This is a genomic window from Streptomyces botrytidirepellens, assembly GCF_003721215.1.
GTDB classification, from domain to species: Bacteria; Actinomycetota; Actinomycetes; order Streptomycetales; family Streptomycetaceae; genus Streptomyces; species Streptomyces himastatinicus.
This window is the reverse complement of record NZ_RIBZ01000279.1, coordinates 20,776-34,749: the sequence shown is the minus strand read 5'-3', so window position 1 is coordinate 34,749 and position 13,974 is coordinate 20,776. Positions and strand designations below refer to the sequence as shown.

10 protein-coding genes are annotated in these 13,974 nt (G+C 69.7%); 8 read left to right on the top strand and 2 right to left on the bottom strand.

Features of this window, described 5'->3' with window-relative positions:
- The coding region (locus tag EEJ42_RS51945; RefSeq protein ID WP_148082016.1) for a hypothetical protein at positions 1 to 206 on the bottom strand (206 nt) is incomplete at its 3' end.
- A gap of 357 nt (positions 207 to 563) precedes the next feature.
- Between EEJ42_RS51945 and EEJ42_RS22945 the strand changes: the two genes are divergently transcribed.
- The 3 genes from EEJ42_RS22945 (at position 564) to EEJ42_RS22935 (ending at position 3,855) form a co-directional block, all read left to right on the top strand.
- Complete coding sequence (locus EEJ42_RS22945; RefSeq protein WP_123102401.1) at positions 564 to 1,274, top strand: PadR family transcriptional regulator; 711 nt, start codon at positions 564 to 566, stop codon at positions 1,272 to 1,274.
- 50 nt (positions 1,275 to 1,324) lie between these two features.
- Positions 1,325 to 2,407, top strand: coding sequence for an inositol-3-phosphate synthase (locus EEJ42_RS22940; RefSeq protein WP_123102399.1), 1,083 nt, complete (start codon positions 1,325 to 1,327; stop codon positions 2,405 to 2,407).
- Positions 2,408 to 2,517: 110 nt separating this feature from the next.
- Positions 2,518 to 3,855 (top strand): MFS transporter, encoded by a 1,338-nt coding sequence (locus EEJ42_RS22935; protein WP_123102397.1) that lies wholly within the window; start codon positions 2,518 to 2,520, stop codon positions 3,853 to 3,855.
- Between the two features lie 18 nt (positions 3,856 to 3,873).
- On the opposite strand, the gene EEJ42_RS22930 is transcribed toward EEJ42_RS22935, so the two are convergent.
- Positions 3,874 to 5,364 (bottom strand): CCA tRNA nucleotidyltransferase, encoded by a 1,491-nt coding sequence (locus EEJ42_RS22930; RefSeq protein WP_123102395.1) that lies wholly within the window; start codon positions 5,362 to 5,364, stop codon positions 3,874 to 3,876.
- Between the two features lie 179 nt (positions 5,365 to 5,543).
- Here EEJ42_RS22930 and EEJ42_RS22925 point away from each other — a divergent pair, with 179 nt between their 5' ends.
- The 5 genes from EEJ42_RS22925 to EEJ42_RS22905 all read left to right on the top strand — a co-directional run bounded on the left by EEJ42_RS22925 (position 5,544) and on the right by EEJ42_RS22905 (position 13,829).
- On the top strand, positions 5,544 to 7,889 hold the full coding sequence (locus tag EEJ42_RS22925) for a DUF6049 family protein (RefSeq protein ID WP_123102393.1): 2,346 nt from the start codon (positions 5,544 to 5,546) through the stop codon (positions 7,887 to 7,889).
- Positions 7,890 to 7,937: 48 nt separating this feature from the next.
- Complete coding sequence (gene murJ, locus EEJ42_RS22920; RefSeq protein WP_123102391.1) at positions 7,938 to 10,286, top strand: murein biosynthesis integral membrane protein MurJ; 2,349 nt, start codon at positions 7,938 to 7,940, stop codon at positions 10,284 to 10,286.
- A gap of 110 nt (positions 10,287 to 10,396) precedes the next feature.
- Complete coding sequence (locus EEJ42_RS22915) at positions 10,397 to 12,136, top strand: protein kinase family protein (protein ID WP_123102389.1); 1,740 nt, start codon at positions 10,397 to 10,399, stop codon at positions 12,134 to 12,136.
- Positions 12,137 to 12,174: 38 nt separating this feature from the next.
- Positions 12,175 to 12,864 (top strand): RNA polymerase sigma factor SigM, encoded by a 690-nt coding sequence (sigM, locus tag EEJ42_RS22910; protein ID WP_009716495.1) that lies wholly within the window; start codon positions 12,175 to 12,177, stop codon positions 12,862 to 12,864.
- Positions 12,861 to 13,829: a hypothetical protein gene (locus EEJ42_RS22905; RefSeq protein ID WP_123102387.1), complete on the top strand. Its 969-nt coding sequence runs from the start codon at positions 12,861 to 12,863 to the stop codon at positions 13,827 to 13,829. The genes sigM and EEJ42_RS22905 overlap by 4 nt, the downstream gene beginning before the upstream one ends.
- The last annotated feature ends 145 nt before the right edge of the window (positions 13,830 to 13,974 follow it).

Here is a 13,974-nt window from a genome sequence, read left to right as displayed (position 1 = left end):
CGGCCGCCGGCGCCGCGTTGCGCGGCGCGGCGGGCCTCGGCCCTGCCGCCGTGGGAAACCTCTTCCCCATAGGAAGCCGAGCCCGACTCGGCGGCGGCGTTGTGCGATGGTGCTGCGCGACGGCCGGACGACTGCTGTCCGGCACGCCGGGCCGCTGCTCGGCCGCCGCCCTGGGGCTGCGGCGGCTTGCGACGGTGCTCGCTCATGGAACGACTACTCCTCGGGCAGGCGCTATCGCCTGAAAGCGGCAGGTGGCTTCCGGTCCCCCCGATGTGCGATCCGGCCACTCCTGGTAACCGGACGCACTGCCTCCAGGACGAGGACGCAGGACAGCGTCACACGGTTCCCTTTGGTCTGCATGGCGAACAGAGTACGCACGGCCAAATCTTGTCTCCTCGGCGCCTTCACTCCATAACAGTCCGGTTGAGTCCCACGAACCGGTGATGTGACGCCGTTCACCGTGGTCGCTCTTGTCCCATGGGGACCACGGTCCTATCGTCTTGATGTATCGAGTCGATACATCAGCTCGGCATAGTGGCCCCAGGAGACGGGAGAGGCAGGCGATGAGCAGACGCTCCGGCATCCTCGAGTTCGCCGTCCTCGGCCTGCTCCGCGAGTCCCCGATGCACGGATATGAGCTGCGAAAGCGCCTCAACACCTCGCTCGGGGTGTTTCGGGCGTTCAGTTACGGCAGCCTCTATCCCTGCCTCAAGACGCTGGTCGCCAACGGCTGGTTGATCGAGGAGCCCGGGAACGCCTCCGAGGAGGCCGTCGCGGCCACCCTCGCCGGGCGCCGGGCGAAGATCGTCTACCGGCTGACGGCGGAGGGAAAGGAGCGGTTCGAGGAGCTGCTCTCCCACACCGGCCCGGACGCATGGGAGGACGAGCACTTCGGCGTCCGCTTCGCCTTCTTCGGACAGACGTCGCGGGACGTACGGATGCGCGTGCTCGAAGGGCGGCGCAGCCGCCTGGAGGAGCGCCTGGCGAAGATGCGGGCCTCCCTGGCCCGCACCCGCGAGCGGCTGGACGACTACACCCTCGAACTCCAGCGGCACGGCATGGAGTCGGTGGAGCGCGAGGTCCGCTGGCTGAATGAGCTGATCGAGAGCGAGCGGGCCGGGCGCGACCAGCGCGACGAGCCCGCCGGGCAGGACCGGACGCCTGAGCAGGGGCCGGACCGGTCGCCGGAGCAGGACCGGTCAGGAGATGCGGACGGCCTGCCCCGGCACCGGGGTGGTTCCCGGCCGGACCCGTCCGATGACACCGCCAAGTGAGGCCCCGCACCCCGCAGGGCTTCGTCGAGTACACACAGGGAGCAACCGGAATGGGTTCGGTTCGTGTAGCCATCGTCGGTGTGGGCAACTGTGCCGCGTCGCTGGTGCAGGGCGTCGAGTACTACAAGGACGCCGACCCGGACACCCGCGTGCCGGGTCTGATGCATGTGCAGTTCGGCGACTACCACGTCCGTGACGTGGAGTTCGTCGCCGCCTTCGACGTCGACGCGAAGAAGGTCGGGCTGGACCTCGCGGACGCCATCGGCGCCAGCGAGAACAACACCATCAAGATCTGCGATGTGCCGTCGACCGGTGTCACGGTCCAGCGCGGCCACACGCACGACGGTCTCGGCAAGTACTACCGCCAGACCATCGACGAGTCCGACGAGGCCCCGGTCGACGTGGTCCAGATCCTCAAGGACAAGCAGGTCGACGTTCTGGTCTGCTACCTGCCCGTGGGCTCGGAGGACGCCGCCAAGTACTACGCCCAGTGCGCCATCGACGCCAAGGTCGCCTTCGTCAACGCGCTCCCGGTGTTCATCGCCGGCACCAAGGAGTGGGCGGACAAGTTCACCGAGGCGGGCGTGCCGATCGTCGGTGACGACATCAAGTCGCAGGTCGGCGCCACGATCACGCACCGGGTGCTGGCGAAGCTGTTCGAGGACCGGGGCGTCATCCTGGACCGCACCATGCAGCTGAACGTCGGCGGCAACATGGACTTCAAGAACATGCTCGAGCGTGAGCGCCTGGAGTCCAAGAAGATCTCCAAGACGCAGGCCGTCACCTCGCAGATCCCGGACCGTGAGCTGGGCGCCGACAACGTCCACATCGGCCCGTCGGACTACGTGGCCTGGCTGGACGACCGCAAGTGGGCGTACGTCCGCCTCGAGGGCCGGGCGTTCGGCGACGTCCCGCTGAACCTGGAGTACAAGCTCGAGGTGTGGGACTCCCCGAACTCCGCGGGCGTCATCATCGACGCGCTGCGCGCCGCGAAGATCGCCAAGGACCGCGGCATCGGCGGCCCGATCCTCTCCGCCTCCTCGTACTTCATGAAGTCGCCGCCGGTGCAGTACTTCGACAACGAGGCCCGGGAGAACGTGGAGAAGTTCATCAAGGGTGAGGCCGAGCGCTGAACCATGGCGCTGCGCCGCGACGGTGCGCCGTGAGGCGCTGATCTCCGCCGCTTGATCACGGGCCTCCGGGAATCCCCCCGGAGGCCCGTGCGGTGTGTGAAGGTGGCGTCATGCCCGTTGTGCGTGATCTCCGCGTGCTGCTGCAACTGCGCGACTTCCGCCATCTGCTGGCCGTCCGTCTGCTGTCCCAGTCCGCCGACGGCGTCTACCAGGTCGCGCTGGCCACCTACGTGGTCTTCTCCCCGGAGAAGGAGACCTCCGCCGCGGCCATCGCCTCCGCCATGGCCGTCCTGCTGCTCCCCTACTCCCTCCTCGGCCCCTTCGCCGGTGTGCTGTTGGACCGCTGGCGCCGCCGCCAGGTCCTGCTCCACGGCAATCTGCTGCGCTCCGGGCTGGCCGCGGGAACCGCGGTGCTGGTCCTCGCCCAGGCGCCCGAGTGGCTCTTCTACGTCTCCGCCCTGTCCGTGACGGCGGTCAACCGCTTCGTGCTGGCCGGTCTGTCGGCCTCGCTGCCGCGGGTGGTGGACAGCCAGGAACGTCTGGTCATGGCCAACTCCCTCTCACCGACCGCGGGTACGCTCGCCGCCACCGCGGGCGGCGGTCTGGCCTTCGTGGTCCGGCTCTCCGGCCCGGGCGGCTCCTCTTCGGACGCGCTGGTCGTCCTGCTGGGCGCCGTGCTCTACCTCCTCGCCGGACTCGCGGCGCTCCGCATGCCCTCCGGCCTCCTGGGGCCCGATCCGGCGGCCCTGCAACCGCACCTCGGGGCCGCCCTGGTGAGCACCGTCCGCGGACTCGTCGCCGGGTTGCGCCACCTCCTGCACCGCAGGGATCCCACGCTGGCCCTGACCGCGATGACGCTGATGCGCTTCTGCTACGGCGCCCTCACCGTCACGGTGCTGATGCTCTGCCGGTACGCATGGGCCGACACCGAGTCGGGCGGGCTGGCCCTTCTCGGCATCGCGGTCGGTGTCTCGGGCGCGGGCTTCTTCGCCGCGGCGGTGATCACCCCATGGGCGATCGGCCGGCTTTCGTCGCTCGACGCCTCCCGGCCGGACGGCCAGCTCCACTGGGTGATGGTGTGCGCGGCGATCGCGGCCGTCCTGGAGCCGGGCCTGGGGCTCCCCTTCGAACCCGCGCCGATACTGGTCGCCGCCTTCGTACTCGGCCTCATCACCCAGGGCGCGAAGATCGCCACCGACACCGTCGTCCAGTCAGCGATCGAGGACGACTTTCGCGGGCGGATCTTCTCGCTCTATGACGTGCTCTTCAACGTCGCCTTCGTGGGAGCCGCGGGGGTGGCCGCCCTGATGCTGCCGCCGGACGGGACATCGGCCGCTCTGGTGACCGGGGTGGCACTGCTCTACGCGGCGACCGCCGTCCTGCTCTTGTTTCACGTGAAACACCGCCCCGGGAAACGCACGGGGCTTGATGTTTCACGTGAAACGTGACGCACCGGAGGCGCGGCGTCAGTCCTGAGACTGAGCCGCCCACCACTCCTTGAGCGCCGCGACGGCGGCGTCCCGGCCCATGGGGCCGTGCTCCAGCCTCAGCTCCAGCAGATGCTTGTACGCCTTGCCGACCTCAGGGCCCGGAGCGATGCCGAGCACCTTCATGATCTCGTTGCCGTCCAGGTCCGGGCGGATCGCGTCCAGCTCCTCCTGCTCCTGGAGCCTCGCGATCCGCTCCTCCAGTCCGTCGTACGCCCGGGAAAGCGCCATGGCCTTCCGCTTGTTGCGCGTCGTGCAGTCCGAGCGGGTCAGCTTGTGCAGCCGGTCCAGCAGCGGCCCCGCGTCGCGCACATAGCGCCGCACGGCCGAGTCGGTCCATTCGCCCGTGCCGTAACCGTGGAAGCGCAGATGCAGCTCGACCAGCCGGGAGACCTCCTTGACCAGCTCATTGGAGTACTTGAGCTTCGTCATTCGCGACTTGGTCATCTTGGCGCCCACCACCTCGTGGTGGTGGAAGGAGACGCGGCCGTCCTTCTCGAAGCGGCGCGTCTTCGGCTTCCCGATGTCATGCAGCAGCGCGGCCAGCCGCAGCACCAGATCCGGCCCGTTCTCCTCCAGGTCCATGGCCTGGTCCAGCACGGTCAGCGAGTGCTCGTACACATCCTTGTGCCGGTGGTGCTCGTCACGCTCCAGCCGCAGCGCGGGGATCTCCGGCAGTACGCAGTCGGCGAGCCCGGTCTCGACCAGCAGCCGCAGCCCCTTCCGGGGGTGGGCGCCCAGGATCAGCTTGTTCAGCTCGTCACGCACCCGCTCCGCCGAGACGATGTCGATCCGTCCGGCCATCGCCTTCATCGCGGCGACCACCTCGGGCGCCACCTCGAAGTCGAGCTGGGAGGCGAACCGCGCCGCGCGCATCATCCGCAGCGGATCGTCGGAGAAGGAGTCCTGGGGCGTCCCGGGGGTGCGCAGCACCCGTGCGGCGAGATCTTCGAGCCCGTTGTGCGGGTCGATGAACTCCTTCTGCGGGAGCGCCACCGCCATGGCATTGACCGTGAAGTCCCGGCGGACCAGATCTTCCTCGATGGATTCGCCGTACGACACCTCGGGCTTCCGGGATGTCCGGTCATAGGCTTCCGACCGATACGTCGTGATTTCGATCTGGAAACTCTGATGTGTCCCGTTGCCGCCCGGTCCTTCCTTCTGGCAACCGACCGTGCCGAAGGCGATGCCCACCTCCCACACGGCGTCCGCCCAGGGTCGGACGATCTTCAGCACCTCGTCGGGACGGGCGTCCGTCGTGAAGTCCAGATCGTTACCGAGCCGGCCGAGCAGCGCGTCCCGTACCGAGCCGCCGACCAGGGCCAGGCTGAACCCCGCCTGCTGAAAGCGTCGGGCAAGGTCGTCGGCGACGGGAGAGACCCGCAAGAGTTCGGCCACGGCGCGGCGCTGCACCTGGTTGAGCTCATTGGTCGACTGCGGGGATCGGCTGTCATTGTTGGCGTTCGGCACAACAGAACAGGGTACGTGGCCGCGCGCCCCGGGGCCTCCACCTCGATCGTCGGTTCCATCACGGTGACGATCTTGTGGAGCCCTCCACAGCACTTCGCCACAGCGGGCATCGTTACCATGCGTGGACGCACATTGCGACGACCACTGACGATCACAGACGACAAGGGACGGGCGAGCGCGTGGCCGATGCGGCAGACCTCCGGGAGACGACGTCCTCTCGCGCCCGTCGATGGCTACGGCGGACCGGGACGCTGCTCGCAGCGGCGCCGGTGCTCGCGGGCGTCCTACAGGTCCCGGCGGCCCCCGCCGTCCATGCGGCGGCCAAACCCACCGGCTCGCGCTCGGTGGACGTCGACATCACCTCGCTGACGCCCACCGCACCGACCAAGAGCGACACGCTCACCGTCAGCGGCACCGTCACCAACGACAGCAGCTCGACGGTCTCCGGTGCCCATGTCGGCCTCCGCGTCGGCCCCACCATGGAGGGCCGCAACGCCATCGACAGCGCCGCCCGGCGGACCGGCTACCAGCAGGGCGCCGACGGCAACGAGATCGGCGGCAAGTACACCGAGAAGATCGGCAAGCTGGGGGCGGGGGCCAGCCGGGACTTCACGCTCTCCATACCGGTGAACGAGCTGCACCTCGGGGAGAACGGCGTCTATCAGCTCGGTGTCTCCCTCACCGGTCAGTCCCGGAGCCGCCCCTGGCAGCAGGTGCTGGGCATCGAGCGCACCTTCCTGCCCTGGCAGTCGAGCTCGCCGGCCAAGAAGACCCAGCTCACCTATCTGTGGCCGCTGATCTCCACACCTCATGTGACATCGCGCACCGATGCGGACGAGGATCGGACACCGATCTTCCGGGACGACCGCCTCAAGGCGGAGCTGGCCCCCGGCGGCCGGCTCCAGCAGATGGTCAGCCTGGGGAAGAACCTCCCCATCACCTGGGTGATCGACCCCGATCTACTCGCCACGGTCGACGCGATGACGCGGGAGTACGAGGTCCAGAACCGGCACGGGGACGGGACGACAACCGGTCGTGGCCAGACGGTCGCCAAGCGGTGGCTGAACGACCTCCAGAAGGCCGTGGAGGGCCACCAGGTGGTCGCCCTGCCATTCTCCGACCCCGACATCGCGTCGCTCGCCCACCACGGCAAGAACGTCCCCGGCGCCCTGAGCCACCTCCGGGACGCCACCGAGCTGGCCTCGACGACCGTGCAGACGGTCCTCGGAGTGAAGCCGCGCACCGACTTCGCCTGGCCGGCCGACGGCGCGGTCGACTCCTCGATCGTCGACGTCGCCACCTCCGCGGGCGCCCACAACGTCATCGCCCGGAGCGACAGCCTCCGGGAGACCGGCAACCTCTCGTACACCCCCACCGCGGCCCGGCAGATCGGCGGCGGCAACACGGCGGTGGTCGCGGACGCCCGGCTGTCCACCGCCTTCACCGGCGACATGTCCAAGGCGGACAACTCCACGCTCGCCATCCAGCGGTTCCTCGCCCAGAGCCAGATGATCAACCTCCAGTCGCCGGACAGGCAGCGCAGCATCGTGGTGGCCCCGCAGCGCATCCCCACCACCAGCCAGGCGCAGGCGATGGCAGCCGCCCTGGACGGCGTGTCCGGGGAGTGGACCCAGCTGATGAACCTGGGGGAGGCCGCGAAGGCCAAGCCCGATCCGAACGCCACCCAGCGCGTGCCCAGCACCCGCCTGTACCCCGGTTCGCTGCGCCGCCAGGAGCTGCCGACCCGGGCGTTCGAAAACGTCTACAAGACCCAGTCCACGCTCAACAGGTTCGAGAAGATCCTCACCGCCAAGTACCGGGTGGTCACCCCCTTCGGCAACGCGATCCGGCGGGAGATGTCCACCTCGTGGCGGGGTAATGGGCTGGGCGCCACCCACTTCCGCGACGGCGTCCAGCGTTATCTGGAGGGGCTGACCAAGAAGGTGCGCCTGATCCCGAAGACGGACATGACGCTGTCCGGGCGGAGCGCGACCATCCCGGTGACCGTGCAGAACAACCTGGTGCAGGGCGTCCGGCTGCGGCTGGTCCTCAAGTCCCAGCAGAAGAACCGCCTGGCGGTCAGCGAGCCCCAGGTGGTCAATGTCGAGGGCGGGCACAGCCAGTCCGTGAAGTTCGGGACGACGGCCAACGCGAACGGTCCGGTGTGGGTGTCGGCCCAGCTGGTCACGGAGGACGGGCAGTCCTACGGCGACGAGATGCTGTTCGAGGTGAATGTCACCGAAATCACATCGACCGTCATCCTCGTGATCGCGGGCGGTGTGCTGCTGCTGGTCCTCGCCGGAATCCGGATCTACCTCCAGCGCAAGCGGGCCGCCACCGCGAACGGCGGCGACGAGGACGCACAGGAGGACGGGGCTGACGGGGCCGACGAGGCCACGGACGCGGAGAGCGACGGAAGCGACCCCGCCACCGCCCTCGTGCCCGAGCAGCCGAGTGACCCGGCGCCGGACACCGGTTCGCAAAGCGCCGGGGCGTCCGGCGCGGGTGAGAAAGTGGACCATTGAGCAATTCCGGGGCCGGTCGGCCGCAGCGGACGATGAGGTGGGGTAGCGATGAACGCGCCGTATGACGGTGAGAGGCGGATGCCACCGCCTTCCCCCCACGCGCCCCAGGAACCCTACGGACAGGAACCGCACCAGAACGATCCGTACCTGGGCGACGGCTCCCAGGCACCCGCGAGCGATCCGCGCCAGGACTACGGGCAGTACTACGTGCAGGACCCGTATGGCGACGACCCGTACGCCACCGGCAGCTTCACTCCGTACCCCTACCCGACGCAGGACGGGTACGGCCATGACCCGCTGACGGATCCGCTGTACGACCGGTCCGGGCCCCAGCAGGGCGGCTACCAGCAGCAGACGCCGTACCAGCAGCAGTCCGCCGCACCGCAGGGCGCCGACCCGCGGGCGTGGCCGGTGGCACCCGGCTCCCAGGAGCCGGTGCAGCAGCAGTACGCCGAGCCCACCGCCCCCGGATACGGCGACCAGGGCGGCTACGGGGCGGGGGAGCAGCCGCAGCAGGACGCCTTCGCGCACCTCTACCGCGACCAGCAGCAGCCCTACGACCCGCGGCGCTCCCAGGGGCATCCGCAGGGCGCCGCCCAGGGCTATCCGCCGGTGCCCCCGCCGGGCCAGCCGCCTGTGCCCGGGCCCGCGCGGCCCGAGTCCGTGCCTCCGTCGGCCGGTGCTCCCACGGTGGCCGCGCCGGTGGTGAGCCCTCCCGAGGCCGAGGAGCAGGCCGAGGCCGCGCCGAAGCGCTCCGGCGGCCGTGCGGCGAGCCTGCTCCAGTCCAGCGCCCTCATGGCCGCCGGCACCCTGGTGTCCCGGCTGACCGGCTTCCTCCGGCAAATGGCAATCGTTGCGGCCCTCGGCGCCGCGTCCCTGGGCCAGACCTACGCGGTCGCGTATCAGCTGCCCGCGATGATCTACTTCCTCACCGTCGGTGGCGGCCTGAACTCCGTCTTCGTCCCGCAGCTCGTGCGCGCGATGAAGGAGGACAAGGACGGCGGCATCGCCTACGCCAACCGTCTGCTCACCCTCGCGATGGTCGCCCTCGGCAGCCTGGTCGCCCTGTCCATGTTCGCGGCCCCGGCACTGATCCGGATGCTCTCGCCGTCCATTGCGGACGATCCGCCCGCCAATGAGGTCGCGGTCGCCTTCGCCCGCTACTGCCTGCCCACCATCTTCTTCATGGGCGTGCACGTCGTGGTCGGCCAGATCCTCAACGCCCGCGGCAAGTTCGGCGCGATGATGTGGACCCCGGTCCTCAACAACATCGTCGTCATCGCCACCTTCGGCCTCTTCATCTGGGTGTTCGGCACCTCAAGCACCTCCCAGATGGGCGTCACCACCATCACGGACGAGGGCATCCGGCTGCTCGGCATCGGCACCCTGCTCGGTCTCGCCGTGCAGGCCCTGGCCATGTTCCCCTACCTCCGGGCCTCCGGCTTCCGCTTCCGTCCCCGCTTCGACTGGCGGGGCCATGGCCTCGGCAAGGCCGCCAAGCTCGCCAAGTGGACCGTGCTGTTCGTGCTCGCCAACCAGGCGGGCAACATCGTGGTGACCCAGCTCGCCACGGCGGCCGGATCCGACGCCGAGAACATGGACGCCCCCGGGGCCAGCTACGTCGGCTACACCAGCGCGCAGCTCATCTGGAACATGCCGCAGGCCATCGTCACCGTCTCGGTGATGGCCGCCCTGCTGCCCCGGCTGTCCCGGTCGGCCCACGACGGCGACCCCGGGGCGGTCCGCGACGACATCTCCCAGGGCCTGCGCACCTCCGCCGTCGCCATCGTTCCGCTCGCCTTCGGCTTCGTGGCGCTCGGCGTCCCCCTGTGCACCCTGCTCTTCGGTACCTCGGGCACCGCGACGGCGCAGAACATGGGATACATCCTGATGGCGTTCGGCCTCGGGCTCATCCCGTTCTCGGTGCAGTACGTCGTCCTGCGCGGCTTCTACGCCTACGAGGACACCCGCACCCCCTTCTACAACACGGTGATCGTCGCCGCCGTCAACGCGGCCGCCTCCGCGCTCTGCTATTTCGTTCTCCCGACCCGATGGATCGTGGCGGGCATGGCCGCCTCCTACGGCCTGGCGTACGCCGCCGGTGTGGGCGTGGCCTGGAAGCGACTGGGCAACCGGCTGGGCGGCGACCTCGACGGCCGTCGTGTCGTGCGCACCTACACCCGCCTGGTGGGCGCCAGCATTCCCGCCACTCTGCTGAGTGGCGCGGCGGCTTATGCCATCACTCAGGCATTGGGTTCCGGCATGTCCGGTTCCCTAGCCGCATTGGCGGGTGGAGGTCTCGTTCTTATCGCGGTCTTCTACATTGCTGCGAAACGGATGCGCATTGAAGAGCTGACGGCCATGGTCGGTATGGTGCGCGGACGACTCGGACGCTGATCATTGAGCACAACCATCGTCCGCCATCGCGTGTCGTGCATAGCGGCGGACTGTGGGCACAATTGTCTTGGCTCGGAGTAGGCGCAACGGATGGGGAGGCAGGAACGACGGTGGCGGAACGGAGCACGGCTGCCGTCGACGTGGCCGACAGCGACGGCGAGGAGTCGCTGACCGCCGAGGCGGGAAAGGCCACGGCCGACGGGGCGGGGACGCAACAGAAGGCCGGTAAGGAAACAGAGGCCGCGGGCAACCGGGACAAAGGTGCCGCGGCCGATGTAAATCCCCCCGAGCTGCACAGCGGCCACAAGCTGGCCAGACGCTACCGTTTGGAGGAGTGTGTCACCCGACTGGACGGATTCAGCAGTTGGCGTGCGGTGGACGAGAAATTGCGCCGAGCCGTCGGCGTTCACGTCCTGCCCGCCGACCATCCGCGGGCCCGTCCGGTGCTGGCCGCCGCCCGCTCGGCGGCGCTGCTGGGTGACCCCCGCTTCGTCCAGGTACTCGACGCCGTCGAGGAGAACGACCTCGTCTACGTCGTCCATGAATGGCTTCCCGACGCCACCGAGCTGACCACCGTGCTCGCGTCGGGGCCGCTCGAGCCACACGACGCCTATCAACTGGTCAGCCAGGTCTCCCAGGCCATGGCCGCCGCCCACCGCGAAGGCCTGGCCCATCTGCGGCTGAACCCCGGCTCCGTGCTGCGCACGGAATCGGGCCAGTACCGCATCCGCGGCCTCGCCGTCCTGGCCGCCCTGCGCGGCATCAGCTCCGAACACCCGCAGCGCACCGACACCGAGTCGATCGGCGCGCTGCTGTACGCCGGGCTCACCCAGCGCTGGCCGTACGACCAGGACGCCCACGGCCTCTCCGGGCTGCCCAAGGGCGTCGGCCTGATCGCACCCGACCAGGTCCGCGCGGGAGTCCACCGGGGCCTCTCCGAGCTGGCGATGCGCGCGCTGGTCAACGACGGCGCCACCGCCTCCCGTCAGGACCAGCCCTGCACCACCCCGGAGGAGCTGTCCAAGGCGGTCGCGGCCATGCCGCGCATCCGGCCGCCCGAGCCCGCCTTCACGCCCTCCCCGGCGTACCAGCGCACGAATTACCAGCAGGGCTACGGCCAGCCGCCCGCACACGGCGGCTCGTCACGCACGATCGGCCCCGCCGCGGCCCCCATGCCGCCACCGGCTCCCCTTCAGAGCCGTACCGGCAAGGCCCTCAAGTGGACCGTCTCGGCCTTGCTGATCGCGGCCCTCGGCCTCGGCAGCTGGCAACTCGCGGACACCCTTCTGAAGGAGGAGAACAAGCCGGACCCCGGTAGTTCCACCAGTGAGAAGGACGACGACAAGCCCGGTCAGGTTGCCAGCAAGCCGATCCCGATCGAGGACGCCGCCGAGTTCGCCCCGGACGGCTCGGCGCAGAACGCCGACGAGGCCGAGCTCACCCATGACGGTGACGCTTCCACCTTCTGGCGTACCTCCGGCTACAACGACGGTCCCCCTCTCGCCCCCAGCGTCAAGAAGGGCGTAGGGATCATCTATGACCTCGGCTCGGAGCGGACGCTGAAGGGCGCCTCCATCGGGCTGCACTACGGCGGCTCCTACACCGAGGCCTCGCTGTACGCCACGGACTCCCTGAACCCGTCGGTCTCGGCAGACGATCCCGTCGGTTCGTTCACGAAACTCGCCTCGTCGGGCCACGTCACGAGCAAGACCGCCAACCTGAAGGTCAAGAGCAAGGCCAAGGCCCGTTACGTCCTCGTCTGGCTCACCGCTCTGCCGTACTCTCCCCCGGAGCAGTACTACACGCGCCCCTACAAGCAGGCCATCACTGAAGTGAAGTTCACCGGCTGACCCCAGGGCAGCCGGCCGACCGGGGAGGGGGCTCAACGTTGGACGACGCCACCATCGGCGGAGCAAGCGACGGCGAGCTCCTTGCCCAGCACGTGGCCGGCGATCCGCATGCCTTCGGTGAAATCGTGCGACGCCACCGCGACAGACTCTGGGCGGTGGCGCTGCGCACCCTCGGCGACCGGGAGGAGGCCGCCGACGCGGTCCAGGACGCGCTCGTCTCCGCCTACCGCGCCGCGCACACCTTCCGGGGCCAGTCCGCCGTGACGACCTGGCTCCACCGCATCACGGTCAACGCGTGTCTGGACCGGGCGCGCAAGGCCGCCTCCCGTCGCACCTCCCCCGTCGACGACACCGAGCGGCTCGAGCAGCTTCTGGAGCCCCATGAATCGGCGGCCGCGCCCGCCGAGCGCGGTGATCTCCATCGTGAGCTGCTGGGGGCGCTGCGCACCCTTCCGCCCGAGCAGCGCGCGGCCCTGGTGCTGGTCGACATGCAGGGCTATCCCGTGGCGGAGGCCGCCAAGGTTCTGGACGTCCCCACCGGCACTGTGAAAAGCCGCTGCGCACGGGGACGCGCCCGGCTACTGCCGCTGCTCTCGCATCTCCATCCGAACGGGCGGGGTAGCGTCCCCTCCGGCGGGGGAAGGAACCGGTCGCAGGGGACATCCGTCCCACCGGCGGCAGGACCGACTGACACAGATGCCGTGAAGGGCGGAGGTGGGCGAGCGTGACATCCTCGACGGACACGGACGAGCACCCGGAAGTCGCGGAGATCTCCGCACTCACCGAAGGTCTGCTGTCTCCGTCCCGCACCGTCGATGTGCGCACGCACCTCGCCACCTGCGGGCTGTGTGCCGATGTGCAGACGTCCCTGGACGAGATCCGCTCGACGCTGGGCACCCTCCCGGGGCCGGTGCGGATGCCCGACGACATCGCGGGCCGGATCGACGCCGCGCTCGCCGCCGAAGCCCTCCTCGACGCGACGGCTCCCGGCGACCGCGCCTCGGTTTCACGTGAAACCGAGGACGCCGACCCCGCAGGGCATGTTTCACGTGAAACCGAGCCCGCGGCCGCATCCTCGACCCCCGCGACGGAGGGCAAGCCCTCCCCGGCCGTGGACCGGCCCGCAGGGCGCCCGCGTGCCGCCACCGGGCCGGGGCGCAAGAGCACTCCCCGCAGCGGCGCAGGGGCCAGCGGAGGCCGCTCCCGGCGCTGGCCCAAGGTACTGCTCGGCAGCGCGTGCGCCGCTGCCGTGATCGGCATCGGCACCCTCTTCTTCCCGAGCGGCTCCGACCACGACAACGGCGGCCCCGGCACCACGGCCCACGCGGACCCCAGCTCCACGGCGAAGTCCACCCTCTCCGAGGGGGCCCTCAAGGACCGAGTGCAGGAGATGCTCGCCGACCAGAAGAACACCCCGTCGCGCGGTGTCACCACCCAGAACACTCCGGATATGCCGCTACGAGCGAACGACCCGGTGGTTCCGTCCTGCGTCCAGCGCGGGACCGGCCGCTCCGAGCCGGTGCTCGCCGCGCAGCAGGACACCTACGACGGCAAGACCGCCTACGTCGTCGTAATGCCGCACCGCTCCGACAGTTCGCTCGTCGACGCCTTCGTGGTCGACGCTTCCTGCGTCTCCGCCTCCCACTCCTCTCCCGGGAAGCTTCTGGTGTCCCGCACGTATCCGCGAGGCTGAGGCACAGCCCACAGCCACGGCCCGCCTGGCAGCGCGCGGGAATGCCGGACCCGTAGGATCCGTTGGGTGGGATGGCAGCGGTTCTCCGGACATCCGGGGAGTGCGCCGCCGTCCAGTCAGGCAGTCGGCAGTCGGCAGAGACAAG

Bases quoted from the DNA above. Each gene is read 5' to 3' on its own strand.
- EEJ42_RS22935 (WP_123102397.1), top strand. From the start codon at position 2,518: ATGCCCGTTGTGCGTGATCTCCGCGTGCTGCTGCAACTGCGCGACTTC.
- murJ (WP_123102391.1), top strand. From the start codon at position 7,938: ATGAACGCGCCGTATGACGGTGAGAGGCGGATGCCACCGCCTTCCCCC.
- EEJ42_RS22945 (WP_123102401.1), top strand. From the start codon at position 564: ATGAGCAGACGCTCCGGCATCCTCGAGTTCGCCGTCCTCGGCCTGCTC.
- EEJ42_RS22940 (WP_123102399.1), top strand. From the start codon at position 1,325: ATGGGTTCGGTTCGTGTAGCCATCGTCGGTGTGGGCAACTGTGCCGCG.